The sequence below is a fragment of the Pirellulales bacterium genome, from assembly GCA_035533075.1.
In the GTDB taxonomy this organism is placed as follows: Bacteria; Planctomycetota; Planctomycetia; order Pirellulales; family JAICIG01; genus DASSFG01.
This window is the reverse complement of sequence record DATLUO010000001.1, coordinates 1-24,899: the sequence shown is the minus strand read 5'-3', so window position 1 is coordinate 24,899 and position 24,899 is coordinate 1. Positions and strand designations below refer to the sequence as shown.

Genomic DNA, 24,899 nt, shown 5'->3' with positions numbered 1-24,899 from the left:
AGCGGCGAACGCCTTATCGAGTTGCGGCAGATCATAGAGCGGATACGTGAGGCAGTGGACGATGGGCAAGCTATTTCATCGCCGGTTATAATGCGTTACCGGTGGCTCGTTCGTTAGCAAGAAGGATGGTACGTCATGCAGTCATTGTTGATTCAAGCGGTCTACGAAAACGGCGTGCTCAAACCAGAGCAGCCATTGCCCTTGGCGGAGCATGAGCGCGTGCAGGTTTCCATTCAGACAATGGCCGGGCGACAGCCCTCAGACCCGGCCGCAAGCCGCGCGAAGGCGACTTCAGGCATGCTGGGATGGACCGGCGATGCGGCCACCGTCGAGCGTCTTGCGTTGGACCCCGAGTTCGGCATTGAGGAATCGCCGTGATTTTTGCCGACATTCCCAAAGGCGCATCGCTCTTTATCGACGCGAACACGTTTGTCTATCACTTTACGCCGCACCCCGTATTCAAGGCGGCATGCACCGATCTGTGCGATCGGGTTGAGCACGGGGACGTGCATGGCTTCGCTTCAACACACGTGATGACCGATGTGGCACACCGGTTGATGACGACAGAGGCGATCCATCGAAACGGATGGCCCGCCGCCGGCATTGCGCAGCGTTTGGAAAAATGCCCTGGAAATCAGAAGCTTGACCCTCTTTCGGCAAGCGGTGGACGAGATTCCACGGTTAGGCGTGCAGATTCTCGTACCGCAAGCCTCTGTGGTTTCTGCCGCAGCGGCGATCAGCCAACAATATTGCCTCCTCAGTGGCGACGCGCTGATAGTAGCGATGATGCAGCAATTCGGACTTTCATCGATCGCCAGTCACGATGCTGATTTCGACCGCGTGCCGTGGATCACGCGATATAGTCCGGCATGAACGGCTGCCCAACACGGTATCGATCAGGTAGCTCGGCACGGGAACGACCGGTCGTAAACGACCGTTTCGCCGTCGGCCGGATCCTGCCAAGAGCGGCGATAGATCAGGCGAACTCGAACCAACGCCGCATCGGCCGGGAAGCTGAAATCGCAGTCCAGCGGCTCTTCGGGCGACAACCGCGTGTCGCTCATCGACACGCCGGCACGCCAAAAGGGAGCCGGCGACTCGCCGTCGGCATCCGTCAACAACTTGGCGAATAGCCGGCCCGCCTTGCCCGACAGCTCCTTGCCGGCCGCCGCTGGCAAACGGCGACCAATCAGCAACCTGGCCGCTTGCCCTTCAGCGTCGAGCGCCTCGACCACCAACAGAAGCTGCCGGTCGATAAACCCGGTCGGCAGCCGGTGACCCACGTCACGCGCGTCGAGCCGCACGGACACTTCCACGCTCGACGGCCGCCGGTCGATGTCAGCCGACACGTCGAGTGCCCGCCGCAACATCGCCTCGCGTCCGCCGGGCAAGAACGTGTGGCTGGCGAGCGTTTGCGGGTCGCGCTCGATTCCACCCGAGGCGGGCGCGACATTCGTCAGCACTCCCGACGGCGCCATGTGGCACGTCTGACATTGGCGGCCCTGTCGCCGGGCGGGGCTGGCGAGCCATTCCGACCAGGTGCCATAGACGTGAACTCCGAACAGCGTCCCCTCATGGCAGGCGGCGCAGAATCGACTTTCGCTCATCAGCGGCGAGTAGGCGTCTTCGCCGCGGTTGACGTCGTCGAGCGGGCCGAAAAAGAGTTGCCCGTCGGCGGGCCGCAACAGGTCATATCCAAAACGCCCGTGCGTCACGCCGGCGTGTTCGAAGTTCGCCTCGCGAATCTTGTGGCAAAAGTCGCAATGGACGCCCGCGGCGACCACGCCCGACATGCGGCGAAGATCAAACGTCACTCGGTCGGGCTCCAGCGATGGGGCGTGACAACTCCAGCAGACGGCGACGCCTTCGGGATAATCTTGCGCCAGGACGTCGAGCGTGTCTTGAAAGCGTCGGCTGACGGCCGATTGCGCGTGCCCGTCCGATCGCCACTCTTCGTAGATCGGTTGGTGACAATTGCCGCAGGCGCCGCCCGCCGCGGAACTTGGCGCGGGACCGACCCATTGATAGTCGCCGCAGTCCGCGGCAGGCAACGGGGTCAGCCGAATTTCGAGCGGGCCGGCGGAAGCGGGCACGCCGGCGATGAGATACCCGTCTTTGGCCGCGGTGACGGTGTGGCCGTCGCGTGGCGGCGCGTCGAGTTGGAATCGTCCGGACTCATCGGTCAATACACACGCGGCATCGCCTTTCAGCCGCACCCGCGCGCTGGCAACGGGCCGCGGTCCCGCCGACACTCGGCCGTGGATGTGCGCCGCGGGCGACGCAAACCCGAAGCGTGAGCGAGGTATGTCCGTCGTTACCCCTCGCTTACCCTTCAGGTTTGTGCGGGCCGACGAGTAATCCGGGCCGGTGCGCCACCAACCCAGGCAAGCCAACACCGCCAGACCAACGACCAGACCCGCTCGCAACAGCCCGCGCATCATGTATCGCTCGTCACTTGAGGGCGAAAGTTTTCGCGCCGTCCAGGTACTCGTCCGCTTTCTCCGCCGCGGTGCTGCCGGGATATTCGCGGGCAAGTTTTTGGAACTGCTTTCGGGCCGCGTCGCGCTTCCCCGCATCGGCGAGATGCTGGGCGTTCTTGAGCACCGACTCGGCGGTGGCCTGATAACGCTCCTCGTCGAAGTGCAGCGACCACCGACCGGCCGCGGCAAAGCGATCGCCCGGCCGGCGGTCGTTGGCTGGGCCGCAGTCGGTGCCGCCGGCCAGGGCGACCAGGGCCTGGTGCGCCGCGCTTCGCAGCGCGGCGTCGCGGTGCGTCAGCAGCCGGATCAGCCCCCACGCGGCCCCGCGCCTCTCAAAGTCGGCCAACTGGCCGCCTTCGGCGACGACCGCCCGGATGCCGGCGAGCACGCTTTGGCGATCGCGGGCCTTCAGCGAAGCCAACAGGTTCGACAGTTTCGGCGATGGGCTGCCCGGCCGCGGCGGACGCAGTTGGGCCAGCAGGGACCGCAAGCGACCGATGTGCGTAGCGTTTCGCGGCACGCCGCGGCCGATATTCTCTAACGCATACCGCAGCAAGGCGGGGTCGGGGTTCTCACGCAGCAGCGTCTCGATCTTGGAGGCGATGACCATCACCGGGCAGCTCGCATGGATCGACGCCGACTTGTTCAGCCCGCGGACCAGCGAGCGAATCGCCTCGGCGCCAAGCCGGTCGAAATCGGTGCGGGCCTTCGCGCCTTCGGCGCCGGTCAAGCGGCCCACGTCGAACTCGATGAACTTCTCGACAATCTCGTCGTGCGCGTTCTCGGTCGTTTCAGAGACGAGTGTTTCGTCGCCGCCGTCCGCGAGGTCCGATTGTCCGGGCGGCTTGGCGCTCGGCGTCGCGCCGGCCGCTTGGCTCTTCGCTTCGACGTCCGGCGTACCGGGTGACGACGCGCGCGGCGGGGGAACTTTGGGCGGCGTTTGATCCGCGATGTGCATAGCGACGGCAGGATCGGCCGACAGATCGGTCGCGGGCACTTCCAAGGGCTCTTCGACCGGGGTAAGCTGCGCCGTCGCCAGCAGCTCGACCGGCGCGTTGTCGGCCGGCGCGTCGATCTCGCCGAAGGTGAGCAACAGCGACATTACCGTGCGATTCCGGCTGACGGGAATCGTGAGCGAGCCGAGGGACACCACCGCCAACAGGTGCAACACCAGGCTCGCCAGCCAACAAGGAACTTCGCGTTGCCGATGGCCGTTCCAATGTCGGCGGAACGCCAACAGCGTCGCACGGACCGAGGTCGACCCCGCTCTGGCGGGCAGACTCTGACACGCGCCCTCGGTGGCGGGCGGCGGCGCGGCGGGCGGCGCGACGGAACGCCGCGAAGACCTATGCGCTTTCCGCTTGCGAAGGGCCAGCTCGTGAAGCGGGTCCGAGGGGCGCTGCTTGACCGGGCCTGCCGGGGTGCCCGCAGGCGGTTGCAGCCGCGGCGTGCTTGCCGCCGCCTTGACATCATCAACGACTTGCGCCCCGCCTCCGCTCTTCCGCATGGCCGGCCTCCCACGAGTGAGAAACTTCCGCTTCCACGGTTCAACAACGGGATATTCGACGGCCGATGCCCGGCGGCCGGTGAGGGCTGCCGTGCGAGGTCGCCGCTGTGTGCGCGGCAGAGCAGTCGATCGGTGCAGTTCTGAAATGAAGCCTCTGTTCCTACCGCACGGCTTTCAGCATACGAGTTTGCCCGCAATTGTCAAACAGATTGGCCGCCGGCAGATGCGCCGCGCGCGGCGCAACCTCCTCTCCCATTGGGAGAGGGCCGGGGTGAAAGGCGTGGCGCCGCTTTCGGCTCGACCTTGCCAGATTGCCTTCGCACGCGCGGCGACACGCGTGTCGCCTCGGCGCCTGCCGCCGGCAGATGCGTCGCGCGCGACGCAAGCTCCCTCTCCCACTGGGAGAGGGCCGGGGTGAGGGGCGTGGCGCCGCTTTCGGCTTGACCTTGCCAGACTGTCTTTGCACGCGCGGCGACACGCGTGTCGCGTCGGCGCCTGCCGCCGGCAAAAGCGTCGCGCGCGACGCATTTGCCACCGTAGCCCGTTCGCTGGAGCGAGAGGAAAGCTGTTGGGCCGTGCCGTATCGGCACCTGCTGCCGGAGACTAAACGGGCCGACGTCGCTTTGGCCGCGCGGCCAAACTGCCGCGTAGCGGAAAGCAGTTGCTTCACGACCATGCGACACGCGTGTCGCATCGGCGCGTCCCGCCGGAAGGCACGAGGCGCCGTCACTTTGGCAGCGCGCTGCCGAAGTGGATAAAAACCCCACCATTGGCTGAAGTCGCAAACCACTTCCGCCAAAGGTTTTGCGGCTTCCGCAACGAGAAGCATTCCCGTCCGCTTCTACAACGCCTCAGTCCTGATTGCCGAACGGGATGACCCGGAACTGCGGAGATATCCAAAGCCAAAACAGCGTGACCTGACCGAAGCTGAAAAGGTCGAACTGCGAACGCGACTCGAGCGGGGTGACGGCGACGTGTATGCCCTGGCGAACGAGTTCGGCTGCAGCGCTTCGCAAATTGCCGGAATCAAGGCGGCCATGCACCGCTGAGGCGCGGACAAGCCGCCACTGCCGCTTCTTGCCTCGGTAGGGCGGGGAGAGTTGAAGAGACGCGCCGCCGCATCTCTGGCGTTCAATCTCCTCCCGACCGATACAAGGCCGGATGGTGGCGCTGGCAGTCGCTCAGATGCCAATCGCCTGACTCATCAGGTGCGTCAGGATCTGCGTCAACGCCGCCATCGTGATCGAGCCGGCCTTTTTTGTCGTGAGCCAGCCACCTCTTCGTGCGCCGTTTAGCGCCCCTTTTGTTTTGGGAGTGGGGCTGACTTGAGGTGTTTCAGTATCTCGCCGATCAGCAAGAAGACGGTGTTGCTCTTACGGTCGGGATCAATCGCGACTTCTAAGACCCTCGGCGGTATGAGCTCCAAGAAGGCAATGACTTCGGCGCGCGAAGCGAGAATTATTGCCGAAACGTGCTCGTGGTCTTGGCTGCCTAAAAACGTGCCGAAGGATTCTTGAGTGGTCCAGAGAGGCGTGTAAATGAGTTTGCCGTCAGGATCGCCGACATAACCTGGGCCGCGTGGTCGGCCGGGGCCTGGCTCGATTACGGCGGCCCGCCGCCGCGGGTGACGAGTCGGGCAGCACGACGCTCAAGCGTCGCCGCGGGTCTTTGACAACTTGATAACGACGCGTTTCCGCATGAATCGGCGCGGTTTCGACGGGTGTCGTACAAAACTCACGTCACGGCGTGCGTTTCCAACGCGGCCAAGAGACGCTCGCAGGCCGCTTCGACGAGCGCGGCCGCGCTTGGCGCCGCAACGAGGTTGCCCGCCCGGGCCAGCGACTCCAACCGCTTCGCCGCCTCGCTCGCCGGCTTCGCGCAAAAAACCGCCGCCGATCCCTTCAGCGTGTGGGCCGCACGGGCGAGCCGCGTCGCGTCGCCTTCGGCCAACGCCGCGCGGATTTCCGCCAATAACTTGGGGCATTCGATGCTGAACAGCGCCGCCAATTCGCCCAGCGCATCGTCGCTCAACGCCGACCCCGACAGGGCCGCATCCCAATCCAGCGGCCCGTCGTCGACCTCTTCATCTTCCTCCGCGGTCTCGCCCGATGACGCTTCCGGCCGCCCAGCCACGTCTGCGGCTTGCGGCGGACGTTCGCTCAGCAAGTGCTCGATGGTGCTGTAAAGCTCCTGGGCGCGGACGGGCTTGGAGATATAAGCGTCCATGCCCGTTTCCAGGCAGAGCTCGCGGTCGCCTTTGATCGCGTGGGCCGTGAGCGCCAAGATCGGCACGTGGCCGCCGCTGGCTTTTTCCGCTTCGCGAATGTTGCGCGTCGCCTCCAGGCCGTCCATTTCCGGCATCTGCACGTCCATCAGCACCAGGTCGAAATTGCCCGCTGACCATTGTCGCAGCGCTTCAACGCCGTTGTTGGCCACCACCACCCGGTGTCCATAAGGCGCCAGCAAAGCCAGCGCCAGCTTTTGGTTGACGAGGCTGTCTTCGGCCAGCAGGATGCGCAGCGGCGGCAGGCGGTCTCGCAATTCGGCCGCGAGCTTGGCCGCGGACGTCGGCTCCGCCAGCTTCGACGCTCCCAAACACTCGCTCACGGCGTCGAGCAATTCCGATGGTTTCACCGGCTTGGTGAGACACGCCGCGATGCCCAGTCGCCGTCGCTCGGCCGCGTCGAGCGGGCAACCGTCCGAGGTCAGCAAAACCAGGCCCACCTTTGCCAGCTCCGGTTCGTCGGCAATTTGTCGAGCGATGTCCAGGCCGCTCAGGTTGGGCATCTTGGCGTCCAGCAGCAAGACCTGGAACGGCCGGTTCTCTCGCTGTCGCCGGTGCAGCAGCGGCAGCACATCCTCGGCCCGCGAGAGCTTCACCGGTTGCGCCTGCCAGGCGCGGGTCATCTCTTCCAGGATGAAACAGTTCGTCTGGTTGTCGTCGACGATGAGAATGCGGACGTCGCGCAGCGGCGCGTCGCTCCGCGGACGAACCGGGCGGAGTGGGGTGGCGGGCAAGTCGAACGCCGCCGTGAAGTGAAACTCGCTCCCTTTGCCCGGCTCGCTCTCAACCCAAATGCGTCCGCCCATCAACTCGACCAGCCGCGAAGAAATGGCCAGCCCCAGCCCGGTGCCGCCGAAGCGGCGCGAGGTGGCGGCGTCGGCCTGCTCGAAGGCCTCGAAAATCAGCCGCCGCTTCTCGCGAGGGATGCCGATGCCGGTGTCACGGACGGTGAAGTGCAGCAGCCACCGGCCGTCGTGCCGCGATTCGCGGCCGACGTCGAGCACCACCTCGCCCCGGTCGGTGAACTTGATGGCGTTGCCCACCAGGTTGACCACGATCTGCCGCAAGCGGTGCTTGTCGCCGACGACGAATTGCGGCAGCTCGGGACCGACGTGATAGGCCAGCTCGAGCGATTTTCGGTTTGCCCGGACCGCCAGCGATTTCATCGTGTCGCCGAGACTCTCCCGCAAGTCGAAGGCCGCCAGATCGAGGTCGAAGCGTCCGGCTTCGATCTTGGAGAAGTCGAGGATGTCGTTGATCACCGACATCAGCGACTCGCCCGATTCCTGGACCATCGACAGGTATTCGCGCTGCGTGGGAGTCAGCTCGGTGTCGAGCAGCAGCTCGGTCATGCCGATGACGGCGTTCATGGGCGTGCGAATCTCGTGGCTCATGTTGGCCAGAAAGGCGCTTTTGGCGCGACTGGCGGCCTCGGCCTGCTCTTTGGCCTGCCGCAACTCGTGCTGCGACAACCGCAAAGCGGCCGTCCGCTGCTCGACGCGCTGCTCGAGGCGGCTGTGCGATTCGGCGAGCTGCTCGGCCATGCGGTTGAAGCTGGCGGCCAGCGCGCCCAGTTCGTCGGTCGAGGTGACGGGCACACGCGTGTCGAGATCGCCCGCGGCGATGGCCGAGGCGGTCCGCGTGAGTCGGGCGATGGGGCGAGTCAGCCGCCGCGCCACCCAATACGACGCCGCCGCGCCCGCCAGAAGCAGAGCAGCCTCCAGGGCCAACAACGCGTGTCGCAGGCGCGTCACCGGAGCGTAGGCCTCGGCCAAGTCCATCTTGGCCATTAGTCCCCAGCGGCCCGCGTCGGCGGCCCCGTACGACACGGGACGATAAGCGGCCAATACTTGCTGACCGTGGTAGGCGGTGACCTCGCTGCCCGTTTCGCCCTGGCAGGCCTTGGCCAACAGGGGGTTTTCCGCGACGGAACCCGTGCGGTCCGGCCGGTCGCGCGGGGGCAGCAGGAATTCGACGTCCTTGCCGTCGCAACGGCCGATGAGCACCTCGCCGGTATCGCCCAGCCCAAGATGGTCGGTGAGCGCCTTGACCACGGCGGTGACGTCGAGATCGCCCATCAACACGCCGCGCGCGGCGCCGGAGTCGGCGAGAATCGGCGCGCCGACCGTCGCCAGATATTCGTTTTGGGCCTGCCGCGGCGCGGCCAGCGACGGGGCCCGCAGCGCGCTTTGAAACAGCGGGGCGCCGGTGAACGTTTGGCCGAGCATGGCCTTGTCGGTGGCGGCGATCACGTCGCCCTGAGCGTCGGCAATCCAAAGCTCGCGGAATCCGCCGTCCGAGCGCTGGGCCGCGCTGAGTGCGGGTCCGATCTGGTCTTGGAATTCAGCCGCCGACAACCCGCCGGCATCGAGGCGATCGATCGACCGCCGCAAACGGTGGCGGCTGGCCGCCAGCGCCGCTTCGCGCAGGGCCGCCGTCGAGGCGATTTCGACCAGTTGCGAGTGGCTGGTGGCCATCAAGTTCAGCCGCTCGTGGATGCGGCGAAAGAACATGCCCCGCGCCAGCACATACGCCAGTTGACCGACCAGACTGGCCGTCAGCAGCACCACCAGCGCGACGAACAGCACGTGCTTGGCGAGCAGCGAATCGCGGATCCGCGCCCAACGGCGGCGTTGGGGAGTGCCGTCGGATTGTGGCCCCGTCCGATTGGCGGGCATAAGCATGGTCGCGCCTCGATAAGTTCCGCTCTCAATATCATTATACGGGCCTGTTCCAGTGCATCCGGTGTGCCAGGATTCGCGTGTCGTGCGGGGGGGGCGTAGGGTGGGACCAGCGAGCTTGCGAGCGCCGGCCCAGAGGGTTCAGGGTTCAGGGTTCAGGGCAATTGCCTCACGCCTGACATGGTGGGCCGGCGCTCGCAAGCTCGCTGGTCCCACCCTATCGCCTTCCTGAACCCTGAACCCTTTCATGTGCCCGGCGCTCGCAAGCTCGCTGGTCCCTATGCGCCCCGGCCGGGAGAGAACTCGGCCAGCTCGTAGCGGCGGATCTTGCGGTCGAGCGTCGAGCGTTCGATGCCCAAGAGTTGGGCGGTCTGACTCTTGTTCCAGCCCGTCGACTTGAGCGTCGCCAGAATGTGCCGGCGCTCCATTTCAGCCAGCGAGATCGGCTTGAACTCCTGGTTGGTCGACAACAGGTCGCCCGTGTCGCCGGTGGTGGGGAGCTTGGAGAGCATCACGTCTCCCTGAGCGATGAACTCGCCCTCGGCCAGCACGACCGCCCGTTCGACCACGTTCTTCAACTCGCGGACGTTGCCCGGCCAGCGGTAGCGGAGCATTTGCTCCGTCGCTTCGGGCGTAAAGCCGCGCAGTCGGCGGCCGGTCTCCAGGTTGTACTTGTGGAAGAAATAATGGGCCAGCTCCGGAATGTCTTCGGGCCGCTTTCGCAAGGGCGGCACGTAGATTTCCAGCACGTGCAGGCGGAAATAGAGGTCGCGGCGGAAGCGGCCCTCGGCGACGTCTTTTTCCAGGTCGCGGTTGGTGGCGGCGATGACCCGCACGTCGACCTTCACCGGCTCGCTGCCGCCCACGCGCTCGAAGGGATGCCCTTCCAGCACGCGCAAAAACTTGGCCTGGATGGTGGGACTCATCTCGCCGATTTCGTCGAGCATGAGCGTGCCCTGGTGCGAGGCCTCGAACTTGCCGATCTTGCGGGCCACGGCGCCGGTGAACGCGCCGCGTTCGTGGCCGAACAACTCGCTTTCCAGCAGGCTCTCGGAAAGGGCCGCGCAGTTCAGGCAGACAAACGCCCCCTTGCGCCGCGGACTGGAAAAGTGGACCGCCCGCGCCACCAGCTCTTTGCCCACGCCGCTTTCGCCGCGAATGAGCACGGTGGCACTGGTGGGAGCGGCCCGAGCGATCTCTTCGGTGACGCGGGCCATGGCCCGGCTCTTGCCGACGATCTCGCTCTGCACGCCCAGCCGTTCCCGCAACTGCAGGTTCTCGTCGCGAATCTGGTTCAGGTTCTCGGCCAGCTCCTGGCGGCGGCTGAGGTTCTGCAAGGCCACCGCCACGGTGTCGGCCACCGCCAGCGTGAACTCCAGGTCGTCGGGATCGGGCAACCGGTCCGAGGCGGTCGAATAGAGATGGATCAGGCCAAACACTTTCTTGCCGCGGCGGATCGGCGCGCAAATCACGCTGGTAACGAACAGGTCGCCTTTGCTGTCGCGGCTGCCGAGCGTGCTGTCGCCCATCACGTTGCGCGCGAGCACGGCTTCGCTTTCGCGCAGCACGGTGGCGGCCAGAAACGGCGAGACGCGGTGGTAGGGCCGCTCGGTCTCGGTTCGCGAGGCCACCAGCTCCAGATCGGCCGCGGACGCTTCGCCGGTGCTGCCCCGCCGCAGCAACAGCAGTCCGCCGGCATCCATCTGAGTGCCTTCGAAAAGCCCGCCCAAGGCGAGCTTGGCCATCGACACGGCATCGGGCGCTTTGGCCAGCTCGAAGGCCAGCCGGCAGAGCTTGGCGGCCGCGCGGCCCACCTTGGAAACGCCCTTTTCGTCTTCCTCTTCGCTCGGCTCCAGAAACTTGGTCTGCCCGCGGCGGTGCGTGATCTCGGCCGGCTCCTCGATGTCGAGCACGCTCGATTCGTCGGCCGAGGCGGGAACGCTGCCGCGGACCGTCAGCTCGTCGCCCGACCGCACGGGGATTCCGCCTTCGGGGAAAGCCTGGGTCAGATCGTGGACGAACGCCAACTGGCAGTTGCCGATGCGGATCACGTCGCCGGGCGTGAGCGTGCGGTCGCCCTGGATCAGCGTTCCGCTGACGGCGGTGCCGTTGCGGCTGTCCAGGTCGCGCAGCGTCCACTGGCCTTCGGAAGTGAACAATTCCGCGTGGCAGCGGCTGCAACGCTCGTCTTTGATGACGATTTGATTGGTCGGGGCGCGCCCAATCGTCACCGACTGGCCCGGTATCAGGCGGAAAACGTCGGTCCACTTGGAACCTTCGCGGATGACGAGATATGCGAGCATCGAGGCCGCCGGCCTCCGAGGAGAAGAAACACAGGCGGCTCTCCGCCCATATCACTACCTTATCTCCGGCACCTCCCAGGTCGCAAGTGGGAATGGCAAAGTGCGGGAGCGGATTCGCGCGGAAGACTCGTCGGGTGGAACCAGGCGAGCGGAACGCGCCACCGTGCCGGTCCTCCTGAACGGCGAACGATTTGAACCGTCCTTGATAGACGTGCCCTGAGACTTTCCTTGCCCGCTGCGGTCACGTACTCGACGACCGTGAGTGCTCCGACAATCCCGTAGGGCTCGAAAAACGAATGCTCGCTCCGCCGGTGCCAACGCTCCCGCGGCAGGGTGCAAGCCGCGGCGTGCCCGCCCCCTTCCACGACCCAAATTCGGCGGGCACCGCACCGCGCGGCCTGGGCTGCCGAGATGAAGTCGTGCGGGGTGAGCACCGCGGCGCCGTCGAAGTGCGGCAGCGGGCGGCCTGAATCGAGCAACTGGCACCCGGCCCCGCCCAGTTCGTAATGCATCGGCAAGTAAAAGTAGGGCGAGCAGACGACCACGGGCTCGCGCGGCCCGCGTCGCGCGACGATCAATTCCGCTGCGGCCCGCAAGCCGCCGGAATTCTCCGCCCTTAAACCTCCCAGAAAGTCGTAGTCGATCAGCAGGAAACTGCCCAGCAAAATGGCGGCGATGATCCACTTCTCCGGCCGGCCAGGCATGCGGCCGGCCAGTCGCGCCACCGCCGCCAGCAGAAAAAGCTGAGCGAAGACGAAGTACCGCGGATAAAAGATGGGGGTGTCCCAGGCACTGACGGCGGCCGCCATGCCGATGGGAACGGCGGCGGACAGGAACAACAGCCCGTCGGCCGCAACGGGGCGAAACACGAGCGCGGTCAGAACCACCGCGCAGGCGCCAGCCCAGACCCATCCTTGGCCGTCGTCCAGCGCCGTTTCCATCGGGTCGACGAACAGCGTGTACGCGGCTTTCGGAACCGACTCGCGCGTCAGCGGCCCGATCCAGAAGCTCTGCCGCACTTGCTCGTGCTGCGCCGAGAGCACCGTGAGCCAAGGGGCATACCCCGCCGCGACCGCCACAGCGGCCAGCAGCGGACCGGCCCAACGCCTTTTGCGCGGAACGCGGGCGGCGGCCCGCAAGGCCCGCCCCAGGTTCGTCGGACGTGGGCGGTTTACTCTTCACGTCGCCAGGCCCCCTGCCCGCTTCTGCTCGCCAGGATGCCCAGAAGTGCCAGCATGGCGGTCAACGCCAGCCCGGCCAGACTGGCCCCGCCGCCGACGTAAAACGATTGTGGCCGATACTCGAACACGACGCGATGCCGCCCGGCGGCCACGCTCACGGCGCGAAACACCCCGTGGGCGCGGCGCATCTCGGCCGGTATGCCGTCGACCTCGCAGGTCCAACCCGGAAACCAGGTGTCGGCCACGACCAGCGTCCCCTCGGCGGGCGCCTGGACGCGCGCTTCGAGCCGCCGTGGTTCGTCGCAGACGACGCGGGTGCGCGCGTCAAAGCAGCCGTCGCGTCGCGCACGGTCCTCCGTGGATGCGCCGGCCATGTGTTCCGCCACGTCGTTCGCCATCGTCCCGAGATCCTCGTCCGAGAGATCCTCGATCGGTACGTCGCAAAGGGCGGCGGCCCTGCCGACGGAAAAGCGCACGCGCGGCAGGGCGCCGGGCAAGCGCCGCCAAGGTCCGCCGCACTGCGTCACGTAACTGCACGCCCCAATGGCCAAAGCGCGGGCCGGACCGCGCTGGACCGCAGACCAATTGCGGGTCACCGCCGCCGGCAAAATCCCTCCGTCGTTGGTTCCGACCATCGACCGGTGGTTGCCCACCGCGACCGCCGCCATGCGGCTGTAGCGAAGAGACGACTCGGCCACGTGCGGATAATAAGGAGCGTCGACGAAGCGAATCGGCGGCTCGATTCGTAGAACTTCGGCGGGCACCGTCGCGGGCCGCGGCGCCTCGAGGCGGAAATTCGCCGCGTTGTTGTATCCCAGGTGAAGAAGTCGCCCGCGTCGAACAGCGGCTCGTTGAGAAAGGGGTTTCCGGCCACGTTGGGCGCCACCATCCGCGCCAAATCCAGTGCCTCAAGCGCGTAGCTCGTGGCATCAACGTCTCCGCCGCGCGGCCCGCCCGACGACGCATCGCGCACCAACTCCACCGCGGGCACGACCTGCGCCGCGCCGACGAGCGCGGCCGCCAGGGCCGCCGGCGCCAGCCACGCGCAGGCGCGCCGCCGCGGCCCGCCGCGCGCCATGGCCAGCCAACCGGCGGTGAAGGCCGCGCCGGCCAACAGCGCGTAATACGAGATTTGCGGGTGGCTCCCCAGCGCGAAGCCGCCGCCGATCGCCGCCGCGATCGCCGCATGCCCCGCGCCGGGCGAGGCCGAGAGCCGCGCCAGCGCCCAGAAGAACCAGGGCACGAACCCGAAAAACCGCGAGTACGGCCAGCGTCTGCTCGACGACCTGCGAAAACTTTTCCGAACGATCCACCGCCGCGAAGAGTTTGCGTCCGAGGCCACGTTCCGCGCGTCGCTGGAGCGGATCGCGGCGGACATCTGCTGGGACGCCTTCATGGAATCGGCGGGCACGCGCGAATCGAACAACATCGCGGAACGGTTCCGGCTGAATACCGAGGGCTTTTTCCGCTTCATCACGACGCCGGGTATCGAGCCGACCAACAACTTGGCGGAACAGGCGATCCGATTTGTAGCCATTCATCGGCGCATCACCCAGGGAACTTGCGGACAAACGGGCCAGACTTGGTGCGAACGGATCTGGAACGCGGTTGGAACGTGCGCTCAACAAGCACGGTCGGTCTTCGAATTTATTCATGACGCGGTGTTCGCATTTCTGACCGGCACTCCGGCGCCGAGCCTGGTTCCGGACACCTCTTGAGTCCTTCTGTCTTGCGGTCTCATCAAGCTTTCGGTGCCACGCTTGTCTCGTTCTGCGCGCCCGTCCACTAGGACACCAGTTGAAATCCGTGAACGGGTACGAACGCAAGTGATTTCGGCCTAACTGTCTGCATCGAGCCTGGCCATGAATGGTCAGTCTGCCTCGTTGACACGAATGTCGTTGTCGATCTCGGCGGGATGCTCTCGGTAATAATCCCAAGCGGCCCGGAGGTCTTCGGGCGTGAGGCCCACGATGTTCTCCAGGATCTGCTCGTCCGCCGCACCGAGCCGGCGGGAATTTACCAGGCCCGCTTGGCCGGTCTTCGGACGCTGGACGCAACGTCCGGCACAGTCCGCCACGTCCGGGCCTTGTGCCGGCGAGTGCTGATTGACGGGCTGAGCCACGAGGGCGCCGAGAATGCATCCGTGCTGAAGGGGGCGACCGCGGGCTTCCGCGATCGGACCTTGGCGCGTAGAATATCCCAGGAAGAAGATGAGCATGATGGTTCGGGAGCCTAGCGATATGGGCCGATTACGAGAAACCGAGAGCAAGGGCCAGCAGGGTCAAAGCCGACCACTGCAAGATCAGCCTCTGGCGGAGAAAGGAGCGGTAGATCAACCGCGAATCGTGGCGACGCCGGGAATTTGTGGCGGAAGCGCTCGTGTCTACGGCACTCGCATCCCGGTGTGGGGATTGGAAGTCGGTCGACGAGTCGGCAGATCGGATAAGAACCTCTTGCGAGCTTATCCTTCGTTAACTGCCGCGGACTTGGAGGCTGTCTGGCGCTATGTCGATGCGCACCGAGAACAAATCGAAGCCGAAATCCGCGAGAACGACGGTCCTTAGTCTTAGATCATGGCGCGTTTGCTCGCTGATGAACACTTTCCGGTCGGCGTCGTAAACGCTTTGCGGCGGCTCGGTCACGACGTGCTTACCGTGAGGCAAGTGAATGTTTCAAAGTCAGGGGATGCCACGCCGGACGACCTGGTGCTCGAATGGGCCGCGCGCCAGCTGCGCATCGTTCTGACGATGAATCGGAAGGACTACCGCCGCTTGCATCAAGAAAATGCACGCCACGCAGGTGTTCTGTGCTGCAATGACCCCGGCGCACAGCCTGATAAGAAGGTTGCTCGTAAAATCGACGCGTTCTTGAAGGAGAACGACATGAACAGTCGCTTTGAGCGGCTTTCTCTATAATCCAAACTGGCGGCCGCTAAACTCTGTCTCGTTGACGCGAATGTCGTTGTCGGTCTCGGCGGGATGCTCTCGGTAAGAATCCCAAGCGGCCTGGAGGTCTTCGGGCGTGAGGCCCACGATGTTCTCCAGGATCTGCTCGTCCGCCGCACCGAGCCGGCGGGAATTCACCAGGCCCCAGACCGTAATCCGCGTGTCGCGAATGCAGGCTCTGCCCCCGCACACGCCTGGCGTTTTCTGGACCCAACTGCTGGTCGTCTTCAGATTGCTGGACATACTTCTCGCTTCAGAGCAGTTGAAGTATACTCCATCGATTGTGTCTGCTCGAATCCCACTTGTCAAATCGCCGTATGGAGCCACACCATGTTTGCGTACACCGGGCCCCTGCAATGAGGAGCGGCCCTCGTTGCCAGGCACGAAGAGCGGGCCCGCGGCGGCTGCGTTGGATGTTGCGCTCTCGACCCCATCCAGCTCGCCTGGATGGTGAAGAAGATGGTGGGCTAGAGACGCCAAAGCGAAGACATTCCGACCCCATCCAGCTCGCCTGGATGGTGAAGAAGATTGTAGGGCTGGTCGGCGGGCAACACGAATCTTATTCACCATCCAGGCAAGCTGGATGGGGCCTTTTTGCCTGTTTTCGTAGGATCTTTCTAGCTCACCATCTCGTTCACCATCCGCACAAGGCGGATGGGGTCCGAGCGCACCATCCAACGCCATGCCTGACGCTGGCCGTGACGATTGCGGCCCTTCTGCTGCTGGCTCACTCGACCGACGCCTGTTCGGTGCCGGTGTTCCGTTACGCGCTGGAACGCTGGCCGGCTGATCTGTTCGAAGTCGACGTCTTCTATCGCGGCACGCTGACTCCCGACCAACGGGCGCGGGTGTCGCGGCTCGAAGACCAATCGCAGATCAACGGAGGGGCCGTGAACTGGGAGGTCATCCACTGCAATCTCGATGAGGAACTTGCCGAGGACCTGCGGGCGGTCGGCGGCACTCTCGGTGAAGTGCCGCTGCCGCACGTCGTGCTCCGGCGTCCGGGTGGGCGGCGAGGTTCGGCGGTCGTCTGGTCCGGGCCTCTGTCGGAGGTTAATGGATCGCTTTGGACATCTCCGGCGCGCGACGAGCTGATCGAGCGGTTGGCGAACGGAGATTCGGTCGTCTGGCTCGTGTTTCGCGGCAGCGACGAAGCCCGCTCGCGTCAGGTTGTCGAGAAGCTGCAGGAACAGTTGCCGGGGCTGGCAGCCGAGATTCCGCTTCCCCCTGGGGCCGGTTTGCCAGGGTCGGAACTGCTGACGAAACTTCCGCTCGAAGTTCGGTTCTCCGTCCTGGAAGTCGACGGTAAGCCGGCCGACGAAGCGCTGCTGCGCAATCTGGTCACGCGCGGAGTGCTTGATGACCCCGCGGATGACGAAACGATCGTGGTTCCCGTCTTCGGTCGCGGTCGGGCAATGACGGCGCTGAAGGCGGAGTCGATCGACGAGGCGCTGCTGGCGGAGTGTTCGGGCTTTCTCTGCGGCGCCTGCTCCTGTCAGGTCAAGCAGTCGAACCCCGGTTTCGATCTGCTGCTGGCGGTCAACTGGGACGAGCGGCTGTGGGGTGACTCGGACATCCCGCTCGAAACGGCACCAGCCCAGCCCGTGGCCGACGCGGCCGACGACCCCGGCGAGCCAACCTATGTTCCCATCCCGGCTGGCCGAAACCAGACCCCGGCCAGCGGGCCGCGGCGCCCCGCTGGGCTCGATGCCGACGGCCAGGCAGACCGCACGCTCTACTGGGCAGCCCTTGGCGTCGCCAGCGTTGTCATCGGCATCGTCCTCCGCTGCCGCCGCTCGTTCAGTAGGACGCCCAGCGAGTAGATGTTCGTCGTCCTCCCAGGCGGCGGGCGCAAAAAAACTCCCGGAAAGAACAGGTCCCAGGGGGGCAAAGGACGCCATCCGTTTCCGGGAGCGATTGGAAGTGTCGCGAAGCGCGCCGCCGGCATCCATGCCAGCAAGCTGCCGCTCCGTGGTCCGCAAGAAAGCGGTTGCTTTCTCTGGTGCAGACCCTTCCACGTGGTCCGGTTTGTTTCGTCGTTTCGCGCGGCCCAGGGCTGGACCGCGTTGAAGTGGCGGGGAGAATAAGAGATCGGCCTTCCACGGTCAAGGGCGGTTTTTATGCGCGAAACAACAACAGACAAGGAGGGAGGGTTCTTGGCTCAAATCACCGATTTCAGCAAGGTTTGCAACGAGGCGGCCCGTGCCGGCGGAGACGTGCTGCTCTCTTGGGCCGGTCGTTTCGGCGTCCGTGAAAAAGGTCCCTCCGATCTGGTGACCGAGGCCGATTTGGCGTCGCAGGAAGCCATTCGCGATGTGTTGCTGGGCGCCTTTCCCGATCATGGGTTTCTGGCCGAGGAAAACGAGCAGATCGCCAGCCGCTCGGACGACTACCGCTGGATCGTCGATCCGCTCGACGGAACGATGAACTATGTCCACGCCGTGCCGAATTTTGCCGTCTCCATCGCCCTGGAACAGCGGGGCGAGGTCGTCGTGGGGACGGTCTACGATCCGGTCAGCCGCGAGTGCTTTTCGGCCGCACGGGGCCAAGGCGCCTGGCTCAACGGCCAGCGTCTGCGGGCCAGCGGCGCCACCGATTTGGCACAGGCCCTGGTCGCGGTCAGTTTCTCGGCCAAGGTGCGCCGCGACGACCGCGAGATCGACGATTTCATCGAGGTGCTGCTGCGGGCGCAAGGCACGCGACGAATGGGCTCTTCCGCCATCAACCTGTGCTACGTCGCGGCCGGCAGATTCGATGGTTATTGGTCGACCTCCACGAAGATTTGGGACATCGCCGCCGGAGCGCTGCTGGTCGCCGAGGCCGGTGGGGTGATTACGGCCTTCGATGGCGGCCCGCTGGCGATCGAGCGCCCGCAGTTCATCGCCGCGGCCACGCCCGAGCTGCACCGTGAATTACTTAACTTGCTCCAACGCCACCGATGATGTTTCATTCTTGCCACGCGAAGTAGAACTGCCGGCTTTCCTGCTTTTAGCAATCGAAGCGGCTGGGTAAACTGGATTACGGGGATGGCCCTCCCGCACGTCTGTTTTTCGGGGGCCGCGCGGCACGGCTGTGGTCCGCGTATTTCAAAGACCGGAGAGAGGAAAAACGGCCTTGCCGACCGTTCATTCGAGAACCGCACTTTTCGCCTTGGTTCAGTTGCTCGGGCTGACGCTGCCCCTTTGCGCGCAGACCGCGGCCAACGAGAAGGAGTCGGAAAAGGCGGCGCCTCGCAGCCAACAAGCGGTCCAGCGGGTCGAACCCGATATTCTTTATATCCGGGACAAGAACGGCGATCTGCTGCCGCTGATCAACATCAGCCTGGAAGACATCCGGGCCTATGTGGAGTCGCGCGACGCATCGGCGACCGCTCCGCGGGCCACCGCCCGGCTCGAACGTTTGGAAGTGCGCGGAGAAGTGGTCGGCGACTATGCCGTATTGTCGATGGAGCTGACCATCGCCGCCAGCGATCCGGGCTGGGTACGCGTGCCGTTGCGGCTGGGAAACTTCGTGCTCACCGAGCCGCCGAAATTCGCCGCCGCCGGTGAACACTTGATGGAGTTCGATCCCGACGGCCGCGAATTCGTGGCCTGGTTCCGCGGAAAGGCCGAGAAGCCGCACCGAGTGAGCTTGCGCGGCATGGCCGCGGTCGAGAGCGACGGCACGCAGTTTCGGCTGCGCCTCAATGCCCCGCGCGCCGTGTTCTCCGAGCTGGAACTCAAGGTGCCGCAGGCGGAAGCGAGCGGACAAGTGGTGTCGGGCGGGGTGCTGGCCGAGACCAAACCGGCCGCCGGCAAAACCCAGTTTCGCGCCACCGGCCTGGCCAACGACTTTCTTCTCACCTGGCGGGCCGTCGCCGCTCGCCGCAACGAGTCACCGACGGTGCTTTCCGTCGTTGGCCAGATCGTTTCCAAAATCGACGGGCGAGGCGTCGATAGCGAGGCGACCCTGAGCATCAACTCCTTTGGCCGCGAGTTCAGCGGCTTTCAGGTGCGGTTGCCAAGAGGAGCGACGCTGCTGCCCGGCGAACAGCCCGACTACTCGATTGTCGAAGTGCCGGCGGCCGGCAACGCAACGGAAGACCAACGCCAGCGCAAGATGGTCGAAGTGCGTCTGAAGGCAAAGACCTCGCAGCCGGTGAGCGTCAAGCTGGTCACCAAGCAAGGCCACGACGTCAGCCGCCAGGGAACGTTCGATCTGGGCGGCTTCGACGTGGCGGGCGCCGTGCGCCAGTCGGGCACGCTGGCCGTGCAGGTGCGCGACGACTGGCAAGTGGCCTTTGTCGCCCGCCAGGGGGTCGTGCAGACCGACGAACTGCCCGCCGAAATGCGGGCCGACGGCGTGGTGGCGGGCTTCCTCTATTTCGGCCAGCCCTATTCACTCTCCGCCCGCGTCTCGCCGCGTCAGACGCGCACCTCGGTGGATCCCAGGTACGTCGTCGAGGTCGGGCCTCACCATCTGCAACTCGACGCCACGCTCAAATATCACGTGGCCGGGGCGAAGGTCTTTTCTTTCTCAATCGATCTTGGCGAATGGCAGCTTGATCCCGCCGGGCTGGAGCCCGCGACGCTGGTCAACAGCGCCGCGCTGGTGTTCGGCGCCGGCAATTCCGTGCTGGTGCCTTTGAAGCAGGCCACGACGGGAGACATCGAACTGCGAATCCGTGCCCGCAAGCCGATCGAGCCGGGGGCCGATTCGATCGCCTTCGGGCTGTTGCATCCGACGGCCGACACGGTCGGTTCGACCGAGCTCGTGGTCGTGCCGGAAGACAACGTGATCGTCGTCCCGCACACCGACGAGGCCAGCGGCCTGACCAGCGCGCCGGCGAATGCCGACGTCAAACTGCCGGCCCATCGACAGGCGGCCTGGTTTTATCGGAGCGACGTGGCCGATCCTCGCTTCGCGGCCGGCTTTCAAGTGGCCTCGCGCCGGCTCACCAGCCGGGTCGAATCGCGGGTGACGTTGGCGGAGGGCGTCGCTCAGGTCGAACAAAGGCTGATTTGCACCGCGGCGCACGAGGCGGCGGAATCGTTGTTGCTGGCCGTGCCGCAACACCTCGTCTCGTCGGCCGCGGTGGAGGTGAAGCTGGACGGAATGCCCTTGATGCTGGAGCCGTCGGCCGCGGTCGATTCCGAGGGCGACGGGCCGGTGGGCATGCGCGTGCTGTTGCCCGAACAACAGTTGGGCGACTTTGAGCTGACCGTCGTTTATTCGTGGCAAGACGACGCGCTCGACGAATTGCTCTCGAGTGCCACGACCGTCAAAGCCGAGATTCCGTTGGTGATGCCCGCCGAAGGAGAGTTGCTCGGCAACGAATTGACGCTGGTGGCGGAAGCGGGCCTCCACGTCGAACCGGTCGACAAGCAATGGACGCTCCGCTCGACGCAGAGCGGCGGCGACCGCCAGACGTTGGTCTTTGCGTCCGCACAGCCCCAGCCGGCATTGGTGTTGGGCGTCAGTCCGACGGAAAGGGACGCGGCCGGATCGTTGTCCGTCGAGCGTGCCTGGGTTCAGACGTGGTTGACGGGCAGCCAGCGATTCGACCGCGCGGTCTTCCGCTTCCACACACAAGACCGGCGCGTCCGACTGACGCTGCCGTCCGGCAGCTCGACGGAAAGCTTTCATCTTGATGGAGAGGCCGTGGACGCCGTGCCCGGAACAACTCCCAATGAGCGCGAGTTGCTGCTGTCCGACGGCGACGGGGTTGAACGACCGCACGTGCTTGTGGCGACCTACGACCTGGCAGACCGATCGGGCGGAGCGGGACGCCTGCGGTTCGAGTTGCCGAGTTTCGGCGAGGGACGGGTGCGCCGCTTTTATTGGCAGCTTGTGCTGCCGGCAGAGGACTATCTCATCCAAGGACCAGCCGGCCTGAGTGGCGAATTCGTTTGGCTTTGGAAGGGACTGGGTTGGTCGCGGCAGCCTTTGCGCGACTCGAGCGAGCTGGAGATTTGGAGCGGCGCGGAGCAACATGAGCTGCCGCTGCCGCCGTCGGTGAACACGTATCTTTTCAGCGGCATCGCCATGCCCGGCCCGGTTGAAATATCCACGGTATCGCGGCCGGTGCTCGTATTGGCGTCGTCGGGGGTGCTGTTGGCGGCGGGCTTGTTGTGGATCTATTTCCCCTGGCTGCGGCGGCCTGCATGGTTGTTTATGGCAGGGGTGGCCGTGCTTGCCGCGGCGGCCGTTTGGCCCGATCTGGCCTTGCTGGCCTTGCAATCAGCGGTCGTGGGCATGGTGCTGGTGATGATGGCGGCCGCGCTGGAGCGGGCCCTTGGGCGTCGCCCGGCACCGAGCGTGCTCCGTAGCGGCCCCAGTTCGATCGTCAGCCGCGGCTCCACGCACACGCATGCCCGTCCCGCGTCGCCGGTCGCCTCGACCCAAACAGCCGCGCTGGCCGTGGAAGTGGGGGCCGAGAGCAAACCATGAGTTGGCATTTTCTGCGAGAAGCAACGCGTTGGGATTCTGGATTTTGGATTTTCGATTTTCGATTCAGCCAATCCAAAATCCAAAATCCAAAATCCAAAATCCCGGTGGGCCGGCGCTCGCAAGCTCGCTGGTCCCACCCTACGGCGATCGTCTTCACCTTCCTTCTCGGCTTGTGCGGAGTTCCCGCTGCTTGCGCCGAGCCGGTTGCCGACAAGCCGCTGGAGTATCGACGGTACTTTGTGCCGGCCGATCGTCCGCAGGACTGGCCGAAGCGCAACGTGCCTTATTTGCCCGTCGAACGCGAGGAATTCGAGCGGCTTTTGGAAGCGGCCAATTCCGCGCCGCCGAGCGGATCGCTGGCCACGAGGGTACGAGTGGTCCACGCCGTCTATCAGGCCCAGCTTGCTGAAGATTCGTTGCACGGCCAGGCCCGCCTCGCTTTTACGCCTGCCGGAGAACACCCGGTTCTAATGCCGCTCGAACCGTTTGGCTTGGCGGTTTCAGAAGCGAAGTGGGAGAAGGGCGGCGCCGCGACGCTGGGCGTCGGCCCGTCGGGCAAGATGGCGATCGTGGTCGGCCAGCCCGACACGCTGCTGCTCGATTGGTCGTTGCGTGGCCGGCGCGACGCGAGCGGCTCGTTGGTCTTTTCCTTGGAGCTTCCTCCCAGCACCGTCTGTGAACTTGACTTGGCTCTGCCTGATTCCGTCGTGCCGGTGCTGCCGGAGGGCGTTGCCGCCGGCGACGCGGCCGATCGCAAACAGGGACGATGGCGGTTCGAGCTGGGCGGCCGGACGCGCGCCCAGTTGAAACTGGACGCCAGCGACGCGCATAGCCGCCAGCGACGCCTGGCGCTGCTGCACGAAAAAACGACGTATCGCTTTTCGCTGGGCGGCCTCGATGTGGCATCGCTGTTGAAACTCGACGTGCATCGCGAGCCGTTGCGGCACTTGCAGCTCGATCTCGACCCGCGGCTGCGCGTCGTCAGCGTGCAGTACGGCGGGAGCGAGCTGGCCTGGTCGGTCAATCCGGCCGTTGCCTCGGGCGGCGAGCACACGGTGGTCGTCGATTTCGCCGAACCGTTGTTCGGCACGGGAAAGGCGATCACGGTCACGGCGCTGGCGCCGCTCGTGGTGGGCAAGGCCTTGAAATTGCCGCGATTCAAAGTGCGCGACGTCGCCTGGCAGGAAGGCGACTTGACGTTGTCGCTGCCGCCGCCCTTGGGTCTGGACGAGCTGATACCGTTGGGCTGCCGGCAAACCAAGGCCACGCCGCTGGGCGGCGCCGCCTCGGGCGAAAGCATCGAGTTACAGTTGTTTTCTCCCGAAGCGTCGGCCGAAGTCCAGGTGTCGCGGCGGCGGCCAAGCGTGCTGCTCACCAGCGGAGCCACCATCCGCTTCGCTCCCGATTCGGTGCGGGCGGAGCTGCGCGGCAGCTTCGAGTTTGCCGAAGGCCAAACGTTCTCGCTGCAAGCAGAGATCGGCGCCGGCTGGCAAATCGACTCGGTCACCGCCGATCGGGCCGGCGCCCTGGCGGGTTGGTCGGTCAATCGTGCCGCACGCCCGGCCTTGCTCGTGGTACAGCTTGCCGAGCCGGTCAGTCCGTCGCAGTCGTTGGTGCTGATGGTCACCGGCCACCGTGCGCTGGCAGCCGATCGGCGGTTTTCCAGCGATTCGCTGCAAATGTTGGCCTTCCACGACTGTGTCGAGCGCAGGCGTTTGCTGGCACTGGAAACCTCCGGGGCGCACCGCGTCTCACTGGACGGGACCGACCGGCCGCGATTCACCGAGCGTGCGAATCTGACCGACGCCGAGCGCGGGCTGCTGGCATCGGCCTTGGGCGACACGATTCTCGAAATCGAGGTCGATCGGACTGATTGGAGCGTGGCCATCGAACAGCAAACTCCTCGCTACGCCGCGGAATTGCGCGTCGTCGCTGAAATCCACGACGGGCGGCTCACCGAATCGTATTCCATCCGCTGCCAACCCGAAGGCTCGCGCGTCGACCAGGTTCTCGTCGCTTTCAGCCAGGCGCGCGACGAGCCGTTGCAATTCAGCCTCGACGGTGCCGGCGGGCTGCTGGCCGCGGAGCGGCTTTCGCCGCCGCAACAAGCGGTCCGCGGATTGGCTCAGGCGGGCGAAGTCTGGATGGTGCGGCTTCCTCAGGCCGTCGATCGGGCGTTCGAAATCCGCGCCGCGCGCGCCCTAAAGTTTGCCGACGATCTCGCTCCCGCTCTGGTCTGCGTGCCCGAAGCGGTCAACCAGCAGGCCACGATCGAAGTCCGTGCCGTGCAGGATCCGCCCCTGGTGCGCAATGCCGACCGGCTGGAGCCGGTCCCCCTGCCGCAGCCGGCCGAGGGCCGATACTCCGCAGTCCGGGCAGCTTTCCGCTACAATCCGATCGACGAGCTGGGCGGGACATCGCCCGAGGCCGTGCTGTTGTTTCGCTCGGTCGCCGCTTCACCTGGGCCGGCAACCGTCTGGCGATTACGGCTCAACTCGCACTACCTGGCGTCGGGGGGCGGCCGCCACCTGGCGGTGTTCGACGTGGAAAACCAAGGACGACCGCAATGCGCCGTGCGTCTGCCGGCGGGTGCCGAGTTGGTGCGGGTGCGGGTGGATGGGGCGACGACGGCTGCTCGACAGGAAAGTGGCCGGATCGTGGTGCCGTTGCCCTCCGAGCGACGGTTTCCCTTCGTGATCGTGGAATTTTCGCTGCCGGGCGCGGCGCTGGGGCTGGTCTGCAACTGCGAAGCGCCCTGGCCAACCATCGACTTGCCCGTGGCGTCGCGAGAATGGCTCGTCTCGGCGCCGGGCCAGTATAAGCCGCTGATCTGGTCCGACATGCCGGCCGATGAGGGCCGGCCGATGCTGGGCCGGTTCGGTCGAAGTCGCGGGCAACGGCCCTTTGACGTCGCAAGGCCATCGGACTGGCGGGAGTTGGCAACCCTGTCGGCAACCTCCGACTCACAGAGCGAGCGCGCTTCGGGCCTTCTTGCTGCGCTGGGATCCGCGTTGGCGGCCAGTGAGAGGCCGTCCGAGAACTCCCCGTGGGGCGGCCTTCCTAGGCCGTCGCTGGGTTCAGACGGCCTA

General features: G+C 65.6%; 17 protein-coding genes. 8 read left to right on the top strand and 9 right to left on the bottom strand.

Annotated features, from left to right (window positions below; all coding sequences use genetic code 11):
• The first annotated feature begins 135 nt into the window (after positions 1 to 135).
• Both VNH11_00085 and VNH11_00080 read left to right on the top strand, forming a co-directional pair.
• On the top strand, positions 136 to 378 hold the full coding sequence (locus VNH11_00085) for an antitoxin family protein (GenBank protein HVA44761.1): 243 nt from the start codon (positions 136 to 138) through the stop codon (positions 376 to 378).
• Positions 375 to 830 (top strand): hypothetical protein, encoded by a 456-nt coding sequence (locus VNH11_00080; GenBank protein ID HVA44760.1) that lies wholly within the window; start codon positions 375 to 377, stop codon positions 828 to 830. The genes VNH11_00085 and VNH11_00080 overlap by 4 nt, the downstream gene beginning before the upstream one ends.
• A gap of 66 nt (positions 831 to 896) precedes the next feature.
• Here VNH11_00080 and VNH11_00075 read toward each other — a convergent pair whose 3' ends face one another.
• The 7 genes from VNH11_00075 to VNH11_00045 all read right to left on the bottom strand — a co-directional run bounded on the left by VNH11_00075 (position 897) and on the right by VNH11_00045 (position 13,679).
• Positions 897 to 2,441, bottom strand: coding sequence for a multiheme c-type cytochrome (locus VNH11_00075; protein ID HVA44759.1), 1,545 nt, complete (start codon positions 2,439 to 2,441; stop codon positions 897 to 899).
• A gap of 10 nt (positions 2,442 to 2,451) precedes the next feature.
• A complete protein-coding gene (locus tag VNH11_00070) occupies positions 2,452 to 3,987 on the bottom strand; it encodes a hypothetical protein (GenBank protein ID HVA44758.1) in 1,536 nt (511 codons plus the stop codon).
• Positions 3,988 to 5,721: 1,734 nt separating this feature from the next.
• A complete protein-coding gene (locus VNH11_00065; protein ID HVA44757.1) occupies positions 5,722 to 8,949 on the bottom strand; it encodes a response regulator in 3,228 nt (1,075 codons plus the stop codon).
• A 281-nt stretch (positions 8,950 to 9,230) separates the two neighbouring features.
• A complete protein-coding gene (locus VNH11_00060; GenBank protein ID HVA44756.1) occupies positions 9,231 to 11,255 on the bottom strand; it encodes a sigma 54-interacting transcriptional regulator in 2,025 nt (674 codons plus the stop codon).
• A gap of 59 nt (positions 11,256 to 11,314) precedes the next feature.
• Positions 11,315 to 12,394, bottom strand: coding sequence for a hypothetical protein (locus tag VNH11_00055; GenBank protein HVA44755.1), 1,080 nt, complete (start codon positions 12,392 to 12,394; stop codon positions 11,315 to 11,317).
• A 32-nt stretch (positions 12,395 to 12,426) separates the two neighbouring features.
• Entirely contained in the window at positions 12,427 to 13,134 is a 708-nt protein-coding gene (locus VNH11_00050; GenBank protein HVA44754.1) for a YfhO family protein, read from the bottom strand.
• On the bottom strand, positions 13,029 to 13,679 hold the full coding sequence (locus VNH11_00045; GenBank protein ID HVA44753.1) for a hypothetical protein: 651 nt from the start codon (positions 13,677 to 13,679) through the stop codon (positions 13,029 to 13,031). The genes VNH11_00050 and VNH11_00045 overlap by 106 nt, the downstream gene beginning before the upstream one ends.
• Between VNH11_00045 and VNH11_00040 the strand changes: the two genes are divergently transcribed.
• On the top strand, positions 13,567 to 14,154 hold the full coding sequence (locus VNH11_00040) for a transposase (GenBank protein ID HVA44752.1): 588 nt from the start codon (positions 13,567 to 13,569) through the stop codon (positions 14,152 to 14,154). The genes VNH11_00045 and VNH11_00040 overlap by 113 nt on opposite strands.
• A 152-nt stretch (positions 14,155 to 14,306) precedes the next feature.
• Here VNH11_00040 and VNH11_00035 read toward each other — a convergent pair whose 3' ends face one another.
• A complete protein-coding gene (locus VNH11_00035; GenBank protein ID HVA44751.1) occupies positions 14,307 to 14,654 on the bottom strand; it encodes a hypothetical protein in 348 nt (115 codons plus the stop codon).
• Between the two features lie 355 nt (positions 14,655 to 15,009).
• Here VNH11_00035 and VNH11_00030 point away from each other — a divergent pair, with 355 nt between their 5' ends.
• Positions 15,010 to 15,351: a DUF5615 family PIN-like protein gene (locus tag VNH11_00030; protein ID HVA44750.1), complete on the top strand. Its 342-nt coding sequence runs from the start codon at positions 15,010 to 15,012 to the stop codon at positions 15,349 to 15,351.
• Here VNH11_00030 and VNH11_00025 read toward each other — a convergent pair.
• Positions 15,346 to 15,624, bottom strand: a complete 279-nt coding sequence (locus VNH11_00025) for a DUF433 domain-containing protein (GenBank protein ID HVA44749.1) — start codon at positions 15,622 to 15,624, stop codon at positions 15,346 to 15,348. The two genes, VNH11_00030 and VNH11_00025, sit on opposite strands and share 6 nt — an antisense overlap.
• A 455-nt stretch (positions 15,625 to 16,079) precedes the next feature.
• On the opposite strand from VNH11_00025, the gene VNH11_00020 reads away from it, so the two are divergent.
• From VNH11_00020 to VNH11_00005, 4 genes are all read left to right on the top strand, one after another.
• Positions 16,080 to 17,204, top strand: a complete 1,125-nt coding sequence (locus VNH11_00020) for a hypothetical protein (GenBank protein ID HVA44748.1) — start codon at positions 16,080 to 16,082, stop codon at positions 17,202 to 17,204.
• Between the two features lie 333 nt (positions 17,205 to 17,537).
• Positions 17,538 to 18,323 (top strand): inositol monophosphatase family protein, encoded by a 786-nt coding sequence (locus VNH11_00015; GenBank protein ID HVA44747.1) that lies wholly within the window; start codon positions 17,538 to 17,540, stop codon positions 18,321 to 18,323.
• Between the two features lie 172 nt (positions 18,324 to 18,495).
• Complete coding sequence (locus VNH11_00010) at positions 18,496 to 21,810, top strand: hypothetical protein (protein HVA44746.1); 3,315 nt, start codon at positions 18,496 to 18,498, stop codon at positions 21,808 to 21,810.
• A partial coding sequence (locus VNH11_00005) for a hypothetical protein (GenBank protein ID HVA44745.1) occupies positions 21,807 to 24,899 on the top strand: 3,093 nt, incomplete at its 3' end. The genes VNH11_00010 and VNH11_00005, both read left to right, overlap by 4 nt.